20 protein-coding genes and 1 pseudogene are annotated in these 18,924 nt (G+C 72.1%); 16 read left to right on the top strand and 5 right to left on the bottom strand.

The features are described 5' to 3' along the window. The 6 genes from IF06_RS33180 to IF06_RS0120580 form a co-directional block, all read left to right on the top strand. The coding region (locus IF06_RS33180; protein ID WP_157551510.1) for an L-serine ammonia-lyase, iron-sulfur-dependent, subunit alpha at positions 1 to 127 on the top strand (127 nt) is incomplete at its 5' end. A 66-nt stretch (positions 128 to 193) separates the two neighbouring features. Then, positions 194 to 1,021 (top strand): ABC transporter permease, encoded by an 828-nt coding sequence (locus IF06_RS0120600; protein ID WP_030272908.1) that lies wholly within the window; start codon positions 194 to 196, stop codon positions 1,019 to 1,021. Next, positions 1,022 to 1,765, top strand: a complete 744-nt coding sequence (locus tag IF06_RS0120595) for an ABC transporter ATP-binding protein (protein ID WP_013283732.1) — start codon at positions 1,022 to 1,024, stop codon at positions 1,763 to 1,765. Beyond that, positions 1,762 to 3,663, top strand: a complete 1,902-nt coding sequence (locus IF06_RS0120590) for a DUF5941 domain-containing protein (RefSeq protein ID WP_013473755.1) — start codon at positions 1,762 to 1,764, stop codon at positions 3,661 to 3,663. Before IF06_RS0120595 ends, IF06_RS0120590 begins: the two co-directional genes overlap by 4 nt. Positions 3,664 to 3,679: 16 nt before the next feature. Next, entirely contained in the window at positions 3,680 to 5,863 is a 2,184-nt protein-coding gene (locus IF06_RS0120585) for a bifunctional glycosyltransferase/CDP-glycerol:glycerophosphate glycerophosphotransferase (RefSeq protein ID WP_030272906.1), read from the top strand. Positions 5,864 to 6,020: 157 nt separating this feature from the next. Next, on the top strand, positions 6,021 to 7,334 hold the full coding sequence (locus IF06_RS0120580; RefSeq protein ID WP_013473757.1) for an ABC transporter ATP-binding protein: 1,314 nt from the start codon (positions 6,021 to 6,023) through the stop codon (positions 7,332 to 7,334). Between the two features lie 47 nt (positions 7,335 to 7,381). Here the strand turns inward: IF06_RS0120580 and IF06_RS0120575 are convergent, their stop codons facing one another. Next, positions 7,382 to 7,729, bottom strand: a complete 348-nt coding sequence (locus IF06_RS0120575; RefSeq protein WP_013283736.1) for a hypothetical protein — start codon at positions 7,727 to 7,729, stop codon at positions 7,382 to 7,384. Beyond that, positions 7,726 to 7,995 carry a hypothetical protein gene (locus IF06_RS33175; protein WP_013283737.1) on the bottom strand — a complete coding sequence of 90 codons (270 nt, stop codon included), beginning with the start codon at positions 7,993 to 7,995 and terminating at the stop codon, positions 7,726 to 7,728. Before IF06_RS33175 ends, IF06_RS0120575 begins: the two co-directional genes overlap by 4 nt. 157 nt (positions 7,996 to 8,152) lie before the next feature. Between IF06_RS33175 and IF06_RS0120570 the strand changes: the two genes are divergently transcribed. The 3 genes from IF06_RS0120570 to IF06_RS0120560 are packed head-to-tail and all read left to right on the top strand — an operon-like array spanning position 8,153 to position 10,040. Next, on the top strand, positions 8,153 to 8,953 hold the full coding sequence (locus IF06_RS0120570; protein WP_013283738.1) for a helix-turn-helix domain-containing protein: 801 nt from the start codon (positions 8,153 to 8,155) through the stop codon (positions 8,951 to 8,953). Continuing rightward, positions 8,944 to 9,132 carry a DUF397 domain-containing protein gene (locus IF06_RS0120565; protein ID WP_013283739.1) on the top strand — a complete coding sequence of 63 codons (189 nt, stop codon included), beginning with the start codon at positions 8,944 to 8,946 and terminating at the stop codon, positions 9,130 to 9,132. The genes IF06_RS0120570 and IF06_RS0120565 overlap by 10 nt, the downstream gene beginning before the upstream one ends. Then, positions 9,129 to 10,040, top strand: a complete 912-nt coding sequence (locus IF06_RS0120560) for an aminoglycoside phosphotransferase family protein (protein ID WP_030272903.1) — start codon at positions 9,129 to 9,131, stop codon at positions 10,038 to 10,040. Before IF06_RS0120565 ends, IF06_RS0120560 begins: the two co-directional genes overlap by 4 nt. 12 nt (positions 10,041 to 10,052) lie before the next feature. Here the strand turns inward: IF06_RS0120560 and IF06_RS33990 are convergent, their stop codons facing one another. Both IF06_RS33990 and IF06_RS33985 read right to left on the bottom strand, forming a co-directional pair. Then, complete coding sequence (locus IF06_RS33990; protein WP_167545753.1) at positions 10,053 to 10,436, bottom strand: YybH family protein; 384 nt, start codon at positions 10,434 to 10,436, stop codon at positions 10,053 to 10,055. 27 nt (positions 10,437 to 10,463) lie between these two features. Then, positions 10,464 to 11,168, bottom strand: a pseudogene (locus IF06_RS33985) (hypothetical protein); the annotation flags it as partial. On the opposite strand from IF06_RS33985, the gene IF06_RS0120550 reads away from it, so the two are divergent. Continuing rightward, a complete protein-coding gene (locus IF06_RS0120550; protein WP_084588834.1) occupies positions 11,167 to 12,123 on the top strand; it encodes a sulfotransferase family protein in 957 nt (318 codons plus the stop codon). The pseudogene IF06_RS33985 and the gene IF06_RS0120550 overlap by 2 nt on opposite strands. Positions 12,124 to 12,207: 84 nt before the next feature. On the opposite strand, the gene IF06_RS0120545 is transcribed toward IF06_RS0120550, so the two are convergent. Continuing rightward, positions 12,208 to 12,732 carry a hypothetical protein gene (locus IF06_RS0120545; RefSeq protein WP_030272899.1) on the bottom strand — a complete coding sequence of 175 codons (525 nt, stop codon included), beginning with the start codon at positions 12,730 to 12,732 and terminating at the stop codon, positions 12,208 to 12,210. Positions 12,733 to 12,841: 109 nt separating this feature from the next. On the opposite strand from IF06_RS0120545, the gene IF06_RS0120540 reads away from it, so the two are divergent. Genes IF06_RS0120540 through IF06_RS0120515 form a run of 6 tightly spaced genes read left to right on the top strand, consistent with a single transcriptional unit; the run spans position 12,842 to position 18,906 of the window. Then, positions 12,842 to 13,255, top strand: a complete 414-nt coding sequence (locus tag IF06_RS0120540; protein WP_013283744.1) for a GntR family transcriptional regulator — start codon at positions 12,842 to 12,844, stop codon at positions 13,253 to 13,255. Then, positions 13,252 to 14,160 (top strand): ABC transporter ATP-binding protein, encoded by a 909-nt coding sequence (locus IF06_RS0120535; protein ID WP_013283745.1) that lies wholly within the window; start codon positions 13,252 to 13,254, stop codon positions 14,158 to 14,160. The genes IF06_RS0120540 and IF06_RS0120535 overlap by 4 nt, the downstream gene beginning before the upstream one ends. Further along, positions 14,157 to 15,221 (top strand): ABC transporter permease, encoded by a 1,065-nt coding sequence (locus IF06_RS0120530; protein ID WP_013283746.1) that lies wholly within the window; start codon positions 14,157 to 14,159, stop codon positions 15,219 to 15,221. The genes IF06_RS0120535 and IF06_RS0120530 overlap by 4 nt, the downstream gene beginning before the upstream one ends. Positions 15,222 to 15,269: 48 nt before the next feature. Further along, the gene (locus IF06_RS0120525; protein ID WP_013283747.1) at positions 15,270 to 15,737 is read left to right on the top strand and encodes a DUF4442 domain-containing protein; all 468 of its coding nucleotides are present in this window, start codon (positions 15,270 to 15,272) and stop codon (positions 15,735 to 15,737) included. A gap of 47 nt (positions 15,738 to 15,784) precedes the next feature. Then, entirely contained in the window at positions 15,785 to 16,537 is a 753-nt protein-coding gene (locus IF06_RS0120520) for an HAD family hydrolase (RefSeq protein WP_030272897.1), read from the top strand. Beyond that, the gene (locus IF06_RS0120515) at positions 16,534 to 18,906 is read left to right on the top strand and encodes a glycoside hydrolase family 65 protein (RefSeq protein WP_013473772.1); all 2,373 of its coding nucleotides are present in this window, start codon (positions 16,534 to 16,536) and stop codon (positions 18,904 to 18,906) included. Before IF06_RS0120520 ends, IF06_RS0120515 begins: the two co-directional genes overlap by 4 nt. Positions 18,907 to 18,924 lie beyond the last annotated feature (18 nt).

The following is an 18,924-nucleotide window of genomic DNA, read 5'->3' as shown; positions in this document are numbered from 1 at the left end:
CGACGGGGTGCACCACGTGTCGCTGGACAAGGTCATCAAGACCATGCGGGAGACCGGCGCGGACATGAAGGTCAAGTACAAGGAGACCGCGCGGGGCGGGCTCGCCGTCAACGTGATCGAGTGCTGACCTCGTTGGGGTGACCCCGGCCCGCACCCGGCCCGGGAGCGCGACTGACAAAGCGACCATGATGCGGTGACGTCAGGCGTCGCGGCGCTCTGGTCCGCCCGCACCTCGCTGCGCATCCTGGTCCGCCGGGATCTCGCGGTGAAGTACCAGCAGTCGGTGCTGGGCTACTTCTGGTCGTTGATCGAGCCGCTCGGCATGGGCCTGATCTACTGGTTCGTCTTCGGCGTGCTCTACTCCGGCGCGACCCGGCGGCACCTCGGCGAGGCGGCCGGATCGTACCCGCTGTTCCTGATCACCGGGATCTTCGCCTGGATGTGGGCGAGTTCGGCGCTGACCGAGGCCGCTAACGCGCTCACCGGGCAGTCCCGGCTGATCACCACGATGAACCTGCCCCGGCCGATCTTCCCGATCGGGCGGGTCGCCGGACGGTTCGCCGAGTACCTGGCCGGGTTGCCGATCCTGGCCGCCGTCGCGGCGATCTACGCGAGCCAGGGGAAGATCCGCCCCGGCTGGAGCCTGCTCGCGCTGCCGCTGGCGGTGGCGGTGCAGTTCGTGCTGCTGGTGGGCCTGGCGCTGCTGCTGTCGGCGGGCAACGTGCTGATGCGCGACATCGAACGCACGATGCGGCTGGTCATCCGGCTGCTGTTCTACGCGACGCCGATCATCTACCCGCTCGACCTGGTGCGGGAGTCGGGCATGCCGGGCTGGCTCAAGATCGGGTACGAGCTGAACCCGCTGGTCGGGATCTTCCAGCTGCACCACGCGGTCTGGTATCCGGACGAGTTCCCTGATGCCCGCCTGCTCACGATCACGGTGTCCGGCAGCGTGCTGGTGCTGGCACTGGGCTGGTGGGCGTTCCACCGCCTCGAACCGGCAGTGCTGAAGGAACTCTGAATGGCCCCGATCATCGAGGCGGACGGGCTCGGCATCCGGTTCGTCCGCAACCGGCGCCGTCAGCTGCGGCTGCGGGAGCTGATCGTGCACCGGGGCGCCCGCGACCCGGACGCGGGCCGGTTCTGGCCGCTGCGTGACCTGTCGTTCCGGGTCGAGCCGGGCGAGACGGTGGGCGTGGTGGGCCGCAACGGCACCGGCAAGAGCACACTGCTGCGGCTGATCGCCGGCGTGCTCATCCCGGACGAGGGCTCGATCCGCGTACACGGCCGGGTGGCGCCGCTGCTCGAACTGTCCGCCGGGTTCTCCGGCGACCTGACCGGCCGGGAGAACCTCTACCTGGTGGGCGGGCTGCACGGGCTGTCGTCGGCGTACCTGCGGGAGCACTTCGACGAGATCGTCTCATTCGCCGGTGAGCAGGTGGAACGCGCCATCGACACGTCGGTGCGGCACTACTCGTCGGGGATGAAGGTGCGGCTGGGTTTCGCGGTGATCGCGCACCTGCCGCACCCGGTGCTGCTTGTGGACGAGGTGACAGCGGTCGGGGACGCGGAGTTCCGCGCGAAGTGCTATGCGACCATCGAGCGACTTCTCGCGGAAGGGCGCACGCTGGTGCTGGTGTCACACAACGACAAGGACCTCACCCGGTTCTGCCGTCGGGGGCTCTACCTCGACGCCGGACGGCTGATCGTCGACGGGACGATTGACGAGGCGCTGGCCGCCTACGCCGACGCGGCGAAGCGGTGACGCTCGCGATCGTGCTCGCCGCCGACCCGGCGGCGGGCCACCTCACCGAACGGCTGGCCGCGCAGTGGCGGCGGGCCGGGGCGGACGACGTGCGCATCGCCGCCGACCTGACCGAGCTGGCCGATCTGGTGGCCGCCGCGACCGGCCCGGTGCTGGTCAGCGGCGCTGACCTGGTGGCGCACACCGCCGTACTCAAGCATCTCGCGACCAGCCCGGTGGGGCCGACGGTGGCGCTGGTGCTCACCGATCCGCCCGCTCCCGGGCAGGCCACCGTGCGTGAGGAGCGTGGGCAGGTGGTCGAGGTCGGCGCCGCCGAGGCGAGCGGCGTGTTCGGCGGCGCGCTGCGGGTGGGCGCGGCGGACCTGCCGGCGCTCGCCGAGGCCGCCCGCCGCGCCGCGGGCGGCGGGCCGCTGGGCGCGGTGGACCGGCTCGTGGCCGACCTCGCCGCCCGCGGCACGCTGATCTTCGCCCATCGGGTACGTCTGCTCGTGGCGCACCGGGTCGGCGACGAGGCGCAGCGGGTGGCGGCCGAGTCGGCGGTGGCCGCCGTCGACGAGGACCGCGCCGAGTTGAAGCTGTCGGTGAAGGAGCGGGACGACTTCTTCACCACGTTCTTCGTCAGCACCTGGTCCCCGTACGTCACGAAGGCGGCGGCCCGGATCGGGATCGGCCCGACCGGGGTCACCATGGTCTCGGTGGCGTTCGCGGTGGCCGCGGCGGTGCTGTTCGGCGCCGGTGGACGGCCCGCGCTGGTGGCCGGCGCGGTCCTGCTCTACCTGGGTTTCGTGCTGGACTGCGTGGACGGGCAGCTCGCCCGCTACACCCGGCACTTCAGCGCCTGGGGCGGCTGGCTGGACACGATGGCCGACCGGTTCAAGGAGTACGTGGTCTACGCCGGTCTCGGCTTCGGCGCCACGCACGCCGGGTTCCGGTACGGCTGGGCGCTGGCGCTCGCCGCGATGACGTTGCAGACAGTGCGGCACATGACGGACACGTGGTACGGCGCGTTGCACGACGAGGCGGCCCGGCGGCCGAAGGTGGTGAGCGCCGACGCGGGCGGCATCGGCGGGAAGCTGAACGCCGCGTCGACGCGGGTGCAGGCGGACACGGGCTCGGTGTCGTACTGGCTGAAGCGCACAGTGGTGTTCCCGATCGGTGAGCGGTGGGCGCTCATCGCGATCGCCGCCGCGCTGTTCGGGCCGCTGGTGGCGCTGGTCGCGGTGCTGGTCTGGGGGACGCTGGCGTTCGCGTACACAGGGGGTTTGCGGACCTTGCGGGCGCGGTGGATGCGGGTGCCGGTGCTGACCACTGTGGACGCGGGTCTGCACCGTGACGACGGCCTGCTGGTGCGGACGCTGCCGACCGCGCGACGGCCGCTGCTGCTGGCGGTGCTCGGCGCGCTCGGCGCGGCGGGGACGCTGGTGTGGGCGCTGCTGGCGGTGCACGGCGGCGGGGACCTGCCGGTCTTCGTGCCGGTGCTCGCGCTGGTGCTGCTGCTGGGGGCCGCGCAGGCGTCGCGGGCGCCGCACGACGGGTCGCTGGACTGGCTGGTGCCGGCCGCGTTGCGGGCCGCCGAGTACCTGTTCGCCATCGCGGTCGGGGTGGCGGGCCGGGCCCCGGCCTGGCTGATCTTCGGGTACGTCCTGGTGCTCACGCTGCTGCACTACGACCTGACCGCGCGGCTGGAGAAGCGGCAGTCGGCGCCGCCGCTGCACGCGGCCACGCTGGGCTGGCCGGGGCGTTCGCTGCTGCTGGCAATCGGGCTGATCGCCGGATATGCGAGTATCGCTCTAGCTACAATCGGTGCGTACCTTCTCGTGGTTTTTGTCGCGAGCGTGGTCCTCGCCTGGGTGGTCCTGCCGGCCCGCGCCCGTGGGGGTGTGCGCTCGCCGGGCTGACGGAGGGCGGGCCGGGGTGACCTTGATCAGCTTCGTTGTGCCGGCCTTCAAGGTGCAGGGCTACCTGCGGGAATGTCTCGACTCGATCCTCGGTCAGCCGTTCGGCGACATCGAGGTGATCGGTGTCGACGACGCCTCGCCGGACGACAGCGGCGAGATCCTGGCCGAGTACGCGCTGCGCGACCCCCGGGTCCGCCCGGTACGCCTCGCCGAGAACGTCGGGCTCGGTCCGGCCCGCAACATCGGGCTGGACCGGGCCGTCGGCGAGTACGTGTGGTTCGTCGACGGGGACGACTGGCTGGTGCCCGGCTGCCTGCCGCACGTCGCGGACCGGCTTCGCGACACCGCGCCGGACGTGCTGATCGTCGACCACGTCCGGGCGCACTGGAACAACATCGGCACCCGCAGCGCGATGCGTGACGTGTTCCCCGACCCGCCCGGCGCCACGACGTTCACGCTGCGGGACCGGCCGGAGACGCTGAAGCTGCTGCACACCGCGTGGAACCGGGTGGTACGCCGGGAGTTCCTGCTCGAACGCGGGCTGCGTTTCGAGCCGGGCTGGTACGAGGACGTCTCGTTCAGCTATCCGGCGCTGATGGCGGCCGGGCGGATCGGCGTACTCGACCGGATCTGCCTGAACTACCGGCAGCGCCGCACCGGCGCGATCACGAAGACCCGGGGGGACCGGCACTTCGAGGTCTTCGCCCAGTGGCACCGCGTGTTCGGGCTGATGGACCGCTGGCACGTGACCGGGCTGCGACCGGCCGTCTTCGAGCGGATGATCTGGCACTACCTGACGGTGCTCGGCAACGGCGCCCGGATCGCGCCCGAGCTGCGGGCACCGTTCTTCGCCCAGATGCACGCCGACTACGTGCGGTTCCTGCCGCCCGAGGGCTACCCGGTCCCGCCCGGCCCGGAAGGGCTCAAGCACCGGCTGGTGGCGGCCGGGCGCTGGCGGACGTTCAGCGCGTTGCGCGAGGCGCACCAGGCGGGGGAGACGGCCCGGCGGACCGCGCGGCGGGCGCGGCGGCGAGTGACGCCGGTGGTGCGGCGTACCGCCCGGCGGGCCCGTGACCTGGCACTGGGCGAGTACTACCGGGCCGAGCTGCACCGGCCGATCGACCCGACGCTCGCCGTGTACGCGGCCTACTGGTACCGGGGCTACTCGTGCAACCCGGCGGCGATCTACGAGGCGGCCCGACGGCTCGCGCCGCAGGTGCGCGGCGTGTGGATCGTCCGCCGCGACCGGGTGGCCACGTTGCCACCAGGCGTCGAGTACGTGGTGGCCGGCAGCCGCGAGTACCACCGCGTGCTGGCCCGCGCCCGCTGGCTCGTCAACAACGTCAACTTCCCGGACTTCGTCCGCAAGCGCCCCGGCTCGGTGCACGTGCAGACCCACCACGGCACGCCCGTGAAGGTGATGGGCCTGGACCAGCAGCGCTACCCGGTGGGCGCGATGGGGATGAACTTCGCCGGCCTGCTGCGCCGCGTCGACCGCTGGGACTACAGCATCACCTCGAACAGCTTCTCCACCCAGATGTGGGAGCGGGCGTACCCGGCGGACTACACCACGCTGGAGGTCGGCTACCCACGAAACGACCGGCTGGCGCTGGCCACCGCCGAGGACCGCGGCCAGGTCCGCGCCGCGCTGGGCATCGCACCCGACGAGTACGTGGTGCTCTACGCGCCGACGCACCGGGAGCACCTGCCCGGGTGGCGGCCGCCGTTCGACCCGGACCGGATGCTCGACGTGCTCGGGCCCCGGGGCCGGCTGCTGATGCGCAGCCACTACTTCCACGACCGGGAGCGGCACCCCCGGGGACCGGCCGCGGACGGCGTGCTGGACGTGAGCGCGTACGACCGGGTGGAGGACCTCTACCTGGCGGCGGACGTGCTGGTCACCGACTATTCCTCGGCGATGTTCGACTACGCGGTGCTGGACCGGCCGATAGTGGTCTACGCGCCGGACTGGGACGCCTACCGGGTCGCCCGGGGCGTCTACTTCGACCTCCTGGCCGAGCCGCCGGGCGCGGTGGCGCTGGACTTCCCCGGCCTGCTCGACGTGTTCCGTTCCGGCGCGGTCGACGACGAGGCGGCCGAGCGGGCCCGGACGGCGTTCCGGTCGCGGTTCTGTGCGCTCGACGACGGGCACGCCGCCGAGCGCGTGGTGCGCCGCGTGTTCCTCGGCGAAACGCCGTAAAAGTGGTTACCGGCAGGTCACTTAACTGCGGAGCCCGGCGAATACCGGTTAATAGGACTGTCACGAGCTGAACATGGCACGTTTACCCGATGTGCGAATCAGATGATCCTGGTCACAGTCATTCCCGGGTTTGGGGCGAGTAGCTGGGGAGGTGGCGGTGGCGACCGTCGCGCTCAAGGATGTCACCAAGGTGTTCCCGGACGGAACAGTCGCGGTCGACACCATCAATCTGGACGTCAACGACGGCGAGTTCATGGTGCTGCTCGGCCCGTCGGGCTGCGGGAAATCGACAGTGCTGCGCATGGTGGCCGGACTGGAGGATCCGTCCTCCGGCGCCATCATGCTCGGTGGTGAGCTGGCGAACGACCTGCCACCGCGGGACCGGAAGATCGCCATGGTCTTCCAGGACTTCGCGCTCTATCCGCACATGACGGTCGGCGACAACATCGGCTTCCCGCTGCGCCTGAGCGGCGTCGAGCCCGGCCCGCGCGGCGAGCGGATCCAGGACGTGGCGAGCGCGCTCGGCATCGGCGACGTGCTCGGGCGCAAGCCCAGCCAGCTCTCCGGCGGCCAGCGGCAGCGGGTCGCCATGGGGCGGGCGATAGTGCGCCGGCCCGGCCTGTTCCTGATGGACGAGCCACTTTCCAACCTGGACAGCGGGTTGCGCGCCGAGCTGCGGGCGGAGATCTCCGGCCTCACCCGCGAGCTGGGCGTCACCACCATCTACGTCACCCACGACCAGGCCGAGGCGCTCACCATGGCCGACCGCGTCGCCATCATGCGCAAGGGCGTGCTCCAGGACGTGGGCACCCCCACCCAGGTGTACGGCCGGCCCGCGACGCTCTACGTCGCCGCGTTCCTGGGCAGCCCTCGGATGAACCTGCTGGAGGCGTCGGTCTACGTCCACCTCGACCGGTACGTCGCGCTGAACCTCGGTGAGCAGTCGCTCTACCTGCCCTGGGACGACATCCGCAGCCGTGCGGTGGCGCACTACCACGGTGAGCGGATCGTGGTCGGCATGCGCGCCGAGGCGCTCACCCCGGTCGCCCCGGACACCGCCGGTGACGTGCTGCACGGGCGTATCCGCTACCTGGAGCACCACGGCCACGAGTCGCTCGCGTTCCTCGACATCGGCGCCACCGCGATCGTCGTCGACGAGATGGGCACGCCGGTCGAGCAGGCCGCACCGGGCCAGCGCGGCCTGCGCCGGTTCAACCAGGTGATGCAGCGGCTCACCGGCCGCGCGACGGAGTCGTCGGCCCCGGCCCCGGAGGCCGGCGGGGGCGGCGGCAACCGCACGAGCGTGCTGCCCGACCCGGGCCGCCACCACCGTCGTCCGGCGGAACTGGCGGTACGGCTCGCGCCGTACCCGCAGGTGTCGCCCGGGCACCCGCTCGCCGTGCAGGTACGGATGGACGCGCTGCACTTCTTCGACGAGCGAGGCGACCGCATCGACGTCGGCTGGCGGTGAAAGGAGGGGCACCCTATTAACGCCTCCGGTAGAGGAAGGGCCCCTTATTAACAGTCGCCGCCCGGAGGGACGGGCCGGTGCCGGCGGTACGGGCCCCAGCCGACGAAGCGGGCGAACATGTCGGCCGGGGCCGGCGCGTCGTTCGGGTTCAGCCGGTAGAGGTCGCGCGTGGCCTCGTACAGCAGCCCGCACAGGTAGATGGACAGCCCGATCCGGTTGTCCTCGTACTCGCTGCGCAGCAGCAGGCGGGCCATCGGGCACGGCCACGGCTGGCCGCAGGCCCGGCAGCACCACATCGGACGCAGCGGCGTGTGCGGGGTGGCGTGCAACGGGTACGGCCGGGGGCGATCCGGCCTGGGCCCGTCCGGCGGCTGCCCGAGCTGGTGGCTGATCACCGGCGCTCCTCGTGGTGGCCGTCTCCCGGGCGCCTCTCCGGAGCGGACCGATGGCCGCCGCCGTTCCCGCGCTGCTCCGGTACGGACCAGCGACCGCCGTTCGCCCGCCACTGCTGGGCCGGGGTGAGGTTGCCGACCCGGCCGGGGCCCATCGTCGGCAGTGGACGCGTCGGCTGCCGCATCCACTCCGGCAGGTTGTCGCCCCGTACCCGGTGGGGCAGTGTCGGTGCCGACGCACCCCGGCAGCGGAACCAGCGCAGTCGCACGGCGCAACTCCTCTCGGTAGCGGGAACCGGACGAATTCGGCTCCACTGCGTGACAGTCTCGTCACCGCGCCGCTAGGGTCGGAAGGCGTTCCACCCCCACCTTCCTGGCCGTCCGACCGGCCGATTTCCGTGTGCAGCCGTGTGCAGAGGTGTGCAGATGATCCGTGTGCCGTTGTGGGAACTGTTCGCCGGCGAGCTGCGCCGGTTACGCACCGATGCCGGGCTGACCCAGGAGGCGCTGGGTGAGCGGGTGAGCTATTCGGCGTCGCTGGTGGCGGCCGTCGAGCAGTGCCGCCGGGCGCCGCGCGCCGAGTTCACCGAGCGCTGCGACGAGGTGCTGAACGGCGGCGGCCTGCTGGTGCGGATCCGGGACGCGCTGATGCAGGAGGCGCTGATGCCGTGGTTCCGCGAGTGGGTGAGCATCGAGCAGGAGGCGACGGCGTTACGCAGTTACGAGCCACTCGTGGTGCCCGGATTGCTGCAGACCGAGGGGTACGCCCGAGCGCTCTACGAAGGGGCCGCGCAGTTCGTCGGCGAGGCGGTCGAACAGCAGGTGGCGGCCCGGCTGGCCCGGCAGGCGGTGCTGGACGGCCCCACGCCGCCGCAGTTCGTGGTGGTGCTCGACCACGCGGCGCTGGCTCGCCCGGTCGGCGGGCCGAAGGTGATGCGGGAGCAGTTGGAGCACCTGATCGAGATGGCACGGCGGCCCCGGGTGCACCTGCACCTGGTGCCGGAGACGGTCGGTGCCTATCCGGGGCTCAACGGTGCTTTCGTGCTCGCCACCCCGGCCGACGGCGACGATCTGGGCTATCTGGATAACCCGTTGCACGGCACAATCGTGGAGCGCACGGTGGACGTGAACTCACTGCGGCAGACGTGGGAGTCCATTCGCGCGGAGGCGATGCCGCACGGGGCGACTCTGGCGGCGATCACGGAGGCGGCGAAGCGATGGAGTTGACCGGCGCGACCTGGCGCAAGAGCACCCGCAGCAGCGGTAACGGCGGCAACTGCGTCGAGGTGGCGGACAACCTGCCCGGTGTGGTGGGGGTGCGGGACAGCAAGGACCGGCAGGGGCCGGCGCTGACGTTCACGCCGTCGAGCTGGGCGGCGTTCGTCGCGTACGCCAAACGGGCGTGAGTGACGTACCGGATCTCGGTCCCCCGCCACGACGCACCGCCGTCGGCGTGGAGCAGGTGCGTCGCCTGGTAGCCGACCAGTTCCCACACCTGGCCGCCCTCCGGATCGAACCGGTCGCCAAGGGCGGCTGGGACAACTGGACCTTCCACCTCGGCCCCGAGCTGCTGGTGCGCCTGCCCAGCGCTGCCGAGTACGCCCTGGCCGTCGACAAGGAACACCTGTGGCTCCCGGCCCTCGCCGATCGGCTGCCACTGCCCATCCCCGCACCGCTGGCGAAGGGCGAGCCGGGTGCGGGCTACCCGTATCCGTGGTCGATCTACCGCTGGCTCGACGGCGAGACCGCGGCCGTGGACCGGATCGCCGACCCGGTGCGGTTCGCCCTCGACCTGGCCGGATTCCTCTCGGCCCTGCAGGACGTCGACGCCGCCGGTGGTCCGCAGCCGGGCGTCCACAACTGGTTCCGGGGCGGCACGCTGCGCACGTACGACAAGAAGGTCGAGCATGCGCTCCTGGCGCTGGACGGCCGCGTCGATGCCGCGCTGGTACGCGAGATCTGGGCGCGGGCGGTCGGCGCCCGCTGGGACGGGGTGGACCGCTGGTTCCACGGCGACATCGCCTCGGGGAACCTGCTGCTCGCGCACGGCCGGCTGGCGGCCGTCATCGACTTCGGGACATGCGGCGTCGGTGACCCGGCCTGCGACCTGGCGATCGCCTGGACGTTGCTGAGCGTCGAGGGCCGGGCGGCATTCCGCGAGCGGCTGTCGGTGGACGACGCGACCTGGGCGCGCGGACGTGGCTGGGCGCTCTGGAAGACGCTGTCCACCTACTCCCGCACCGTCGACGACCCCGAGGACGCGGAGGAATCGGCCGAGGCGCAACGCGTTCTCGGGGAGATATCCGCCGACTAGACGGCCCGTCTCTCACCCGGCGGCGGCGGCCCGCTTCTCCGGCGCGAACGGCCACTCCTCGAACGACAAGCATTTGCCGTCCTCGGCGAACCGCATGATCCAGAGATCGCGCCACTCCTGGTGGACGGGGTCGCCGTACCGGACCTGCACCCGTGCCACAGCGGTGTCGCCGTCGACCGCAACGATCTCCGATGTCATCTCGAAGACCTCGTCGGGTCCGTCGCGCTCGCTGTCCCACATGCGGGTGATGGCGGGCAGGCCGACGACCGGATCCCGGTACGGCCCCTGCCGGTAGCTCGCGTCGGCCGTGAACATCGTGCCGAGCGCCGCCGTTCCCGGTGTGCGCCACGCCTGCTCGTACGCCGCGATCCAGGCGGCCACCCGATTCCTGTCCATGGTCGCCAGCCTGCCATCCGGGTGTGTCCGGGTCTCCCAGATCGGCTGCCGGGGATCGTCGTTGTGCACGACGACGTGGGCGTGCTCGGCCGGGCGGGCCGTGGCGAAGTAGAGCCGCTGGGCGGGCAGGTAACGCTCCCGCCAGCGCCGTTCGACGTCGGCCCGGGACGACACCGGGCTCTCCCGGACCACCGCACGCTCCACGGTACGGTCCAGCGCGGCCGACACGAGCACCCGCAGCTCCCACCGGTCGAGCAGTTCCGGGCGCAGGAGGAAGACGCCGTCGAACACCAGCACGGCGTTGGCGGGAGCGGTGGTGAGCGGCGGGGACAGCACCGCGTCGGTGGCGTGGTCGTAGGCCGTGCGCCGGAAGCGTCGATCGCCGCCCGGGCCGAGCGGATCGAGCAGCACCCGCTTCAGCGTCCCGTGGTCGTGGGTGTCGACGTAGCAGCCCTGCGCCGAGAACTCACCCCGTCGATAGCGCCGCTCCCGGGGGAAGAGGAAGTCGTCGACTGTCGCCCGGATGACGTACCGGCCGCGGGCGCGCAGGACGGCGGCCAGCTCGTCGGCGAGCGTGGTCTTTCCGGCGGCGGGCGGCCCGTCGACGGCGACCCGCGTCGGGTGCGCCACTGTGACGGACCCGACCGCGTCGGCCAGGAGGGCGATCAGCTGATCGCGGCGGGGATAATTGGATTGCCCCTGCGCCGGGCCGGGAGTTTGACTGCCGTCCATGCCGTCCCCCTCACCGGTCTTCGTCGCGGGCACGGGCCGTTCGGGCACGTCGCGGATCGCCGACGTCATCGGCCAGCATCCGCTGATCCACCGGATCCCCATGGAGACCAAGTTCCTCGTCGAACCGGGCGGCCTGCGGGATCTGGCCGACGCGCTCACCGACCGGTACGACCCCATCGTCGGTGAGGACGCCCTGCACCGGCTGAGCGACTTCCTCACCGTACGCGCGCCCGGCCGGCGTGACGACCGTGGCAAGACCGTGCCCGAGCTGGTCGGCGAGCGGCGCTATCGGGACGCCGTACACCGGCTCTGGCCGCAGGTGATCGCGCACGCCTTCGAGGAGCCCGCGCCCGCGGAGGGCTTCGGCGACGGCGACCGGCCCGCCGGGCCGTTCGGGCCGGCCAGCCGACGGCGGGTCGTCCCGAGGTACTTCCGTGACCGGAGCGAACTGATCGGCGTCCTGCGGGGCCTGGTCGACACCCTGTTCGGCGGGGCGGCGGCCGACGCGGGCAAGCCGACCTGGTGCGAGAAGACGCCGTTCAACCTCTTCTACCTGGACTTCCTCTGGGAACTGGTGCCCGAGGCGACGATCGTGCACATCAAGCGTCACCCGATCTCGGTGCTCGCCTCCCACCTGGCCCAGCCGTGGGCTCCGTCCACGGTCGACGGTGCGCTGGCCTACCTGCTGCCGGTCTACGACAGGTGGCTGGCCTGGAGGAACGCGGCCGACCTGACGAGCCGGCGATACGTCGAGGTGAAGGCGGAGGACCTGGCGGCCGACTGGCCCGGGCAGCGGCGGGCCCTGTTCGAACGGCTCGGCGTCGAGGACGCCGTCACCGCGTCGACGTTCCAGGCGGACAAGCTCGCGCACCGCGACGACCAGTTCGACGCCGGCACCCGCGCGTACGTCGAGCGGGAACTGGGCGAGATCATCCCCGCGATGGGATACGAGTGACGGCCGAGCGACCTCAGCAGGAGCCGGGACAGTAGGGCCCGAAGATCTCGGAGGTGACACGACCGGGCAACCGCAGATCAGGGGTCACGCCCTGTGGCGCAGTTCGCGGAGCACGCCGTGCCGGCGGAGCGCCCACCCCAGGCGCCGTGCGCTCGGGTGCCTGACGAACAGCACCGCCGCCCGGCGGATCAGCCCGAACCGGTTGTCGCCAACCTGATCGTCGACCGCCCGCCAGATCAGCTCGCGTACGCCGGCGCTGTCCAGCATCGCCCGTACCTCGTGGCGTACCCCGGGGTCCTCGGTCGCGGACGTGACGGCGGTGACCAGGCCGGGCCGGTCGGCGAGCGGCTCCACCGCCGCGGCGACGAGCGGCCGGCGTACGGTGTCCCGCTCCAGCAGCAGCAACACCGCCTCCCGGACCTCGGTGCTGTCGAGCCCGGACCGCAGCAGGCCCAGGGCGCTGCGCTCGACCTCGCGGTCGCGGTCCGGAAGGGACAGCGCGGCCAGCAGCACCGTCACCTCGTCGAGGTCGACGAGGTGACGCAGCCCGTCGCGGAACTCCGGCAGCGCCCACGCCACCGTCAGCCCGCGCGCGAGATCGCGGTTCATGGCCACTCGCTACCCGGAGTCGGCAGCCTCCGAAACGCCGTCCGGTCGTTGCCATGTCGCTTAACTGGTGTTCTACTTAACCATAACAATCTGACGGAGGGTCACCAGGGTGATCAACTTTCATGTCGACCGGTCCAGCAGCGTCCCCGCGTACGCCCAGCTGGTGCGGCAGGTCCGTGAGGCGCTGCGGATCGGGACGCTGCGGCCCGGGGACCAGCTCCCCACCGTGCGCAGCGTGGTGACAGCGTGCACCGTCAACCCGACCACTGTGCTCAAGGCCTACCGGGAGCTGGAGCTGTCCGGCCTGGTGGAGGCGAGGCAGGGCGCGGGCACGTTCGTCAGCGGGACGCTCGGGCACGCCGATCCCCACGTCATGGCCCGCCTGCGCGGCAGCCTGGCCCGGTGGCTCGGCCAGGCCCGGGAGGCCGGTCTGGAGGACGAGGACGTCCAGGCGCTGCTCGCCTCCGTGATCGCGGCGAACGCGGCACCCGCGAGGAGAGACAACGCGGAGGGCGCGGCGTGAGCGGCGAGCCGGTCGCCGTCGAGGCGCGTGACCTGAGCCGGCGCTACGGCGCCGTGTGGGCGCTGCGGGAGTGCTCGTTCGCGCTGCCCGCCAACCGGGTCGTCGCGCTGGTCGGCGCGAACGGCGCGGGCAAGTCGACGCTGCTGAGCATCATCGCCGGCACCCTGGCGGCCACCGGCGGCACGGTGTCGGTGCACGGCCGGCAGGTGGTGCGGGGCGGGTCCGCCGACGGTGGCAGCCGGGTGGCGATCCTGGCCCAGGACAAGCCGCTCTACCGCGACTTCACCGTGTCGGACATGCTCCGCTTCGGCCGCTCGACGAACCGGGTGTGGGACCAGCGGCGGGCGCTGTCATGGCTCGACCGCTTCGCCGTCCCGCTGGACCGCCGCTGCGGCAAGCTGTCCGGCGGGCAGCGGGCGCAGGTCGCGCTGGCGGTCGCGCTCGGCTCCCGCCCCGCGGTGCTGCTGCTGGACGAACCCCTCGCGAACCTGGATCCGCTGGCCCGCGTCGAGGTGACAGGCGAGCTGCTGGCGGAGGTCGCCGACGACGACATGACTGTCATGCTGTCGACCCACATCGTCGCCGAGCTGAGCGGCGTCGGTGACCACCTGCTGCTGCTCGACGCCGGCCGGCCCGTCCTCGCCGGCGACGTCGAGGAACTCCTCGACAGCCACGTCCGGCTGACCGGGCCCCGCGCCGACCAGCCACCCGGGCCGGGCACGGTCGTCCAGGCGCAGCACACCGGCCGCCAGTCCACCTTCGTCCTCCGGCGGCCGGCGACACCGGCGGCCCACGCCGTCGTGGCACCCGGCTGGACCGCCCAGCCCATCACCCTGGACGAGCTGATCCTGACCCATCTCAGAGCGTCGGCCGCCGCGCCGCACGAGCGGGAGGCAGCCGCATGAGCCCGGTCGGCCAGCTGTCCGCACCCCCGAACCGCCGGAGCGACCCCGGGTACGCCGGGGGCGTACGCGGTCTGCTCTGGCTGACCTGGCGTCAGCACCGCTGGACGGTGATCGGCACGCTGGTCCTGGCCGCGGTCCTGGTGGGCTGGATGACCTACCTGTCGGTGGAGCTGACGAGCCTGTGGCACCAGTGTCACGAGACGTTCTGCGCGGAGGAGTCGCCGCAGGGCCGGCGGCTCGGTGGCTCATCCGGCCTGGTCCTGACGCTGGCCGTGCTGTCGCAGGTGGTGCAGTGGATGCCGCTGCTGATCGGTGTGTTCGTCGGCGTCCCGGTGCTGACCAGGGAACACGAGCAGCGCACCCTGCTGCTGGCCTGGAGCCAGGACGTCTCCCCGCAGCGGTGGCTCTGGACCCGGCTGGCCCTGCTCGGCCTGTTCGTGGCGGCGGTGACCTCGGCCGTCGCCGGTGTCAGCGACCACCTGGAGCGACTCCAGGCCCGGGTCGCACCGGTGAGCCTGTTCGAGTACGGGCCGTTCCTCAACACCGCGATGCTTCCGGCGGTGATCAGCCTCTGCTGGTTCGCGGTCGGTGTCGCGCTCGGCGCCGCGATCAAGCGCACGCTCCCGGCCGTGTTCGGCGTGATCGTCGGCTTCGTCGGCCTGACCTATCTCGTCCGGTGGCGCTACCCCACGCTGATGGAGCCGCTGACCGCGCACCGCGTCATCGGCGGGCCGGGCGTGGGTGTGCTGCGCGACAACGCCCTGGTCGTCAAGGGCGGCATGATCGACTACGGGATCGACGGGCCGTCCGGCGCGTTCGACGCCTCCGGGCGTGAGCTCACCGGGGTCGAGCTGCAACGCCTCTGCCCACCCGACAACGGCACCGGCCGGACGCTCGCCTGCTTCGTCGAGCACAACCTGCAGCAGCACCTCCAGTACCAGCCGGGCAGCCGGATCCCCGAGTTCCACCTGATCGTCGCCGGCGGCTATCTGGGCCTGACCGCGCTGGCACTCCTCGTCGTCTGGTGGATCGTCCGCCGTACCGACCTGAGCGCGGGCTGACCAGGGATCGGCCTTGCCGGTGTTGTTACTGGCGAGTAGCGTTCGGGCATGAGCATCGACTCTCGCCAGGTGGCGGCCGGTCTCCTCGACGCCGTGCCGTTCGCCCGCACGCTCGGAATCGAGTTCGTCGAGGTGGCGCCCGAGGCCGAGGGCGGGGTCCGGGCCGTGGTCCGGCTCCCCGACGACCCGGCGCACCACAACCACGTGGGCGGCCCGCACGCCGGGGCCATGTTCACGCTGGGGGAGACCGCCTCGGGCGCGGTTGTTCTGGCCGCGTTCGGGCAGGCGCTCGACCGGGCCGTACCCCTGGCCGTGACCGCGACCATCCGCTACCGCAAGGTGGCGGTGGGGCCGGTGCTGGCGACCGCGCGGCTCGGCGGCGTACCCGCCGAGGTGCTTGCGGAGCTGGACGCCGGGCGGCGGCCGGAGTTCCCGGTCGAGGTGGAGGTCCACACCGAGGACGGCACGCTCACCTCCTCGCTCACAGTGATCTGGACGCTCCGCCCGAACCGCTGAGCCCCGAACGGGGTTTGCCCGGGGCGAGGGCTGGATAGATTCAAGCGATGCTGGGCCTCCCCGCGCACGTGAACGCTTGTCTCTTCGATCTGGACGGTGTGCTGACGCAGACCGCCAAGGTGCACAACGCCGCCTGGGCGGAGACGTTCGACGCGTACCTGCGACGCCGGTCGGCCGAAACCGGCGAGCCGTTCCACCCGTTCGACAGCGGACCGGACTACAACCGGTACGTGGACGGCAGACCGCGCGCCGACGGGGTGCGCACATTCCTGGCCTCGCGCGGCATCACGCTGCCCGAGGGATCGCCGGACGACCCGCCCGAGGCGGACACCGTCAACGGCCTCGGCAACCGCAAGAACGTCGTCCTGCTCCAGCGGATCGAGCACGACGGCGTCGAGGTGTACGAGGGTTCGGTGCGCTACCTGGAGGCGGCCACCACGGCCGGACTGCGCCGCGCTGTCGTCTCGGCCAGCGCCAACTGCGCCGCCGTGGTGCACGCCGCCGGACTGGACCGCTGGCTGGAGGCACGGGTGGACGGCGTGGTCGCCCGCGCGAACGGGCTACGCGGCAAACCGCACCCGGACACGTTCCTGGAGGGCGCCCGGCTGCTCGGCGTCGAACCGTCGCAGGCCGCCGTCTTCGAGGACGCCCTCGCCGGCGTCGCCGCCGGGCGGGCCGGCGGATTCGGGTACGTGGTGGGCGTCGACCGGGTCGGCCAGGCCGACGAACTGCTGGCGCACGGCGCCGACGTGGTGGTCACCGACCTCGCCGACCTGCTCGCCCCGGAGCCGGCCGCGTGATCCGGGAACGGGCGTACCCGGTCGAGCCCTGGCACGTCCGGGAGATGCAGCTCGACATGGACGTGCTGGCCCAGTCCGAGTCGGTGTTCGCGCTGTCCAACGGGCACATCGGGCTGCGCGGCAACCTCGACGAGGGCGAGCCGCACGGGCTGCCCGGCACCTACCTGAACTCGTTCTACGAGCTGCGCCCGCTGCCGTACGCGGAAGCCGGCTTCGGATTCCCCGAATCCGGGCAGACCATCGTCAACGTCACGAACGGCAAGCTGATCCGGCTGCTCGTCGACGACGAGCCGCTCGACGTGCGCTACGGCGAACTGCTCGCCCACGAGCGGGTCCTCGACATGCGCGCCGGCACGCTCCAGCGGGAACTGCACTGGCGCTCCCCGGCCGGCCGCGAGGTCAAGGTCCGCACCACCCGGCTGGTGTCGTTCACCCAGCGCTCGGTGGCGGCAATCCACTACGAGGTCGAGCCGGTCGACGGGCCGCTGCGGCTGATCCTTCAGTCCGAGCTGGTCGCCAACGAGTCGCTGCCGCCGCAGAGCCGCGACCCCCGGGTCGCCGCCGTCCTGGAGTCGCCGTTGCAGGCCGAGGAGGAGCTGACCACCGACGACGGCGGCCAGCTCATCCACCGCACCAAGGTCAGCGGCCTGCGGGTCGCCGCCGCGATGGGCCACGACGTGGACGGGCCCGAACGCACCACGATCGAGAGCGAGGGGTACGAGGACTGGGTCCGCACCACCATCGGCTGCGTGCTCAAGCCCGGCCAGACGCTGCGGGTGGTCAAGTACCTCACGTACGGCTGGTCCAGCCGCCGGTCCCTCCCGGCCCTGCGCGACCAGGTCGGCGCGGCGCTGGCAGCGGCCCGGCTCGACGGCTGGGACGGGCTGCGCCGGGCCCAGCGCGAATACCTGGACGCGTTCTGGGACGCCGCCGACGTGCGCGTCGAAGGCGACCCCGAGGTGCAGCAGGCCGTCCGGTTCGGCCTCTTCCACGTCCTCCAGGCCGGCGCCCGCGCGGAACGACGGCCGATCTCGGCCAAGGGCCTCACCGGCCCGGGGTACGACGGCCACGCGTTCTGGGACACCGAGATGTTCGTGCTGCCGGTGCTCACGTACACGCAGCCCGGCGCGGTGCGCGACGCGTTGCAGTGGCGGTACGACACGCTGGCCCAGGCCCAGGAACGCGCCCGCACGCTGAACCTCGAAGGCGCCGCCTTCCCGTGGCGCACCATCGAAGGGCCGGAGTCGTCGGCGTACTGGCCCGCCGGCACCGCCGCGTTCCACATCGCCGCCGACGTCGCCGACGCGCTGCGCCGCTACGTGCTGGTCACCGGCGACGAGGCGCTGGAACGGGAGATCGGGCTGGAACTGCTGATCGAGACCGCCCGGCTGTGGCGTTCGCTCGGCCACCACGACCGCGCCGGACGGTTCCACATCGACGGCGTGACCGGCCCGGACGAGTACACGGCGGTGAAGAACGACAACGTCTACACCAACCTGATGGCGCAGCGGAACCTGCGTACCGCCGCGGACTGCGCGATGCGCTACCGGGACCAGGCGCTCGACCTCGGCGTCACCGAGGAGGAGGCAGCCGCCTGGCGGGACGCCGCGAACGACATGCACGTCCCGTACGACGCGGAGACCGAGGTGCACGAGCAGGTGGAGGGGTTCACCCGCTTCCAGGAGTGGGACTTCGAGCACACGCCGCCGGAGAAGTACCCGCTGCTGCTGCACTACCCGTACTTCGACCTCTATCGCAAGCAGGTCGTCAAGCAGGCCGACCTGGTGCTCGCCATGCACTGGCGGGGCGACGCGTTCAGCGCCGCAGAGAAACTGCGCAACTTCGTCTACTACGAGCGGCGCACCGTACGCGACTCGTCGCTGAGCGCCTGCACCCAGGCGGTGCTGGCGGCCGAGGTCGGCTACCTCGAACTGGCCCACCGTTACCTGCGCGAGGCCGCGCTGATGGATCTGCACGACCTCAACGAGAACACCCGCGACGGCGTGCACATGGCATCACTCGCAGGTGCCTGGATCGCGCTCGTCGCCGGGTTCGGCGGGCTGCGGGACCACGACGGGATGCTCTCCTTCGCGCCCCGGCTCTCCAGCCGCCTCAGCCGCCTGGAGTTCTCGCTCCAGTGGCACGGGATGCGGCTGCGGGTCGACGTCCGGCCGCACCAGACGACGTACTCGCTGCGCAACGGCGGCCCGGACACCGTCGTGGAGCTGCGGCACCACGGCGAGCCGCTGCAGGTCACCTCCGCGCAGCCGGTCACCGTGGCGGTGCCGCCGACACACCCGAGGGGGCCGCAACCGGAGCAGCCGCAGGGCCGCGCGCCGCTGATGCACCTGCCCGAACGCATGGAGTGAGCGGCCCCGCCACGAGGG

Origin of the sequence: Micromonospora globosa (assembly GCF_000717585.1) — a bacterium.
In the GTDB taxonomy this organism is placed as follows: Bacteria; Actinomycetota; Actinomycetes; order Mycobacteriales; family Micromonosporaceae; genus Micromonospora; species Micromonospora aurantiaca.
This window is presented reverse-complemented; position numbering and strand designations above follow the sequence as displayed.

What these genes read in the sequence shown, in the direction of transcription:
- IF06_RS0120595 (WP_013283732.1), top strand. Translation starts at nt 1,022, where the DNA reads ATGGCCCCGATCATCGAGGCGGACGGGCTCGGCATCCGGTTCGTCCGC.
- IF06_RS0120570 (WP_013283738.1), top strand. Translation starts at nt 8,153, where the DNA reads ATGATCCGTGTGCCGTTGTGGGAACTGTTCGCCGGCGAGCTGCGCCGG.
- IF06_RS0120565 (WP_013283739.1), top strand. Translation starts at nt 8,944, where the DNA reads ATGGAGTTGACCGGCGCGACCTGGCGCAAGAGCACCCGCAGCAGCGGT.
- IF06_RS33990 (WP_167545753.1), bottom strand. Translation starts at nt 10,436, where the DNA reads ATGGACAGGAATCGGGTGGCCGCCTGGATCGCGGCGTACGAGCAGGCG.
- IF06_RS0120550 (WP_084588834.1), top strand. Translation starts at nt 11,167, where the DNA reads ATGCCGTCCCCCTCACCGGTCTTCGTCGCGGGCACGGGCCGTTCGGGC.
- IF06_RS0120545 (WP_030272899.1), bottom strand. Translation starts at nt 12,732, where the DNA reads ATGAACCGCGATCTCGCGCGCGGGCTGACGGTGGCGTGGGCGCTGCCG.
- IF06_RS0120530 (WP_013283746.1), top strand. Translation starts at nt 14,157, where the DNA reads ATGAGCCCGGTCGGCCAGCTGTCCGCACCCCCGAACCGCCGGAGCGAC.
- IF06_RS0120525 (WP_013283747.1), top strand. Translation starts at nt 15,270, where the DNA reads ATGAGCATCGACTCTCGCCAGGTGGCGGCCGGTCTCCTCGACGCCGTG.
- IF06_RS0120520 (WP_030272897.1), top strand. Translation starts at nt 15,785, where the DNA reads ATGCTGGGCCTCCCCGCGCACGTGAACGCTTGTCTCTTCGATCTGGAC.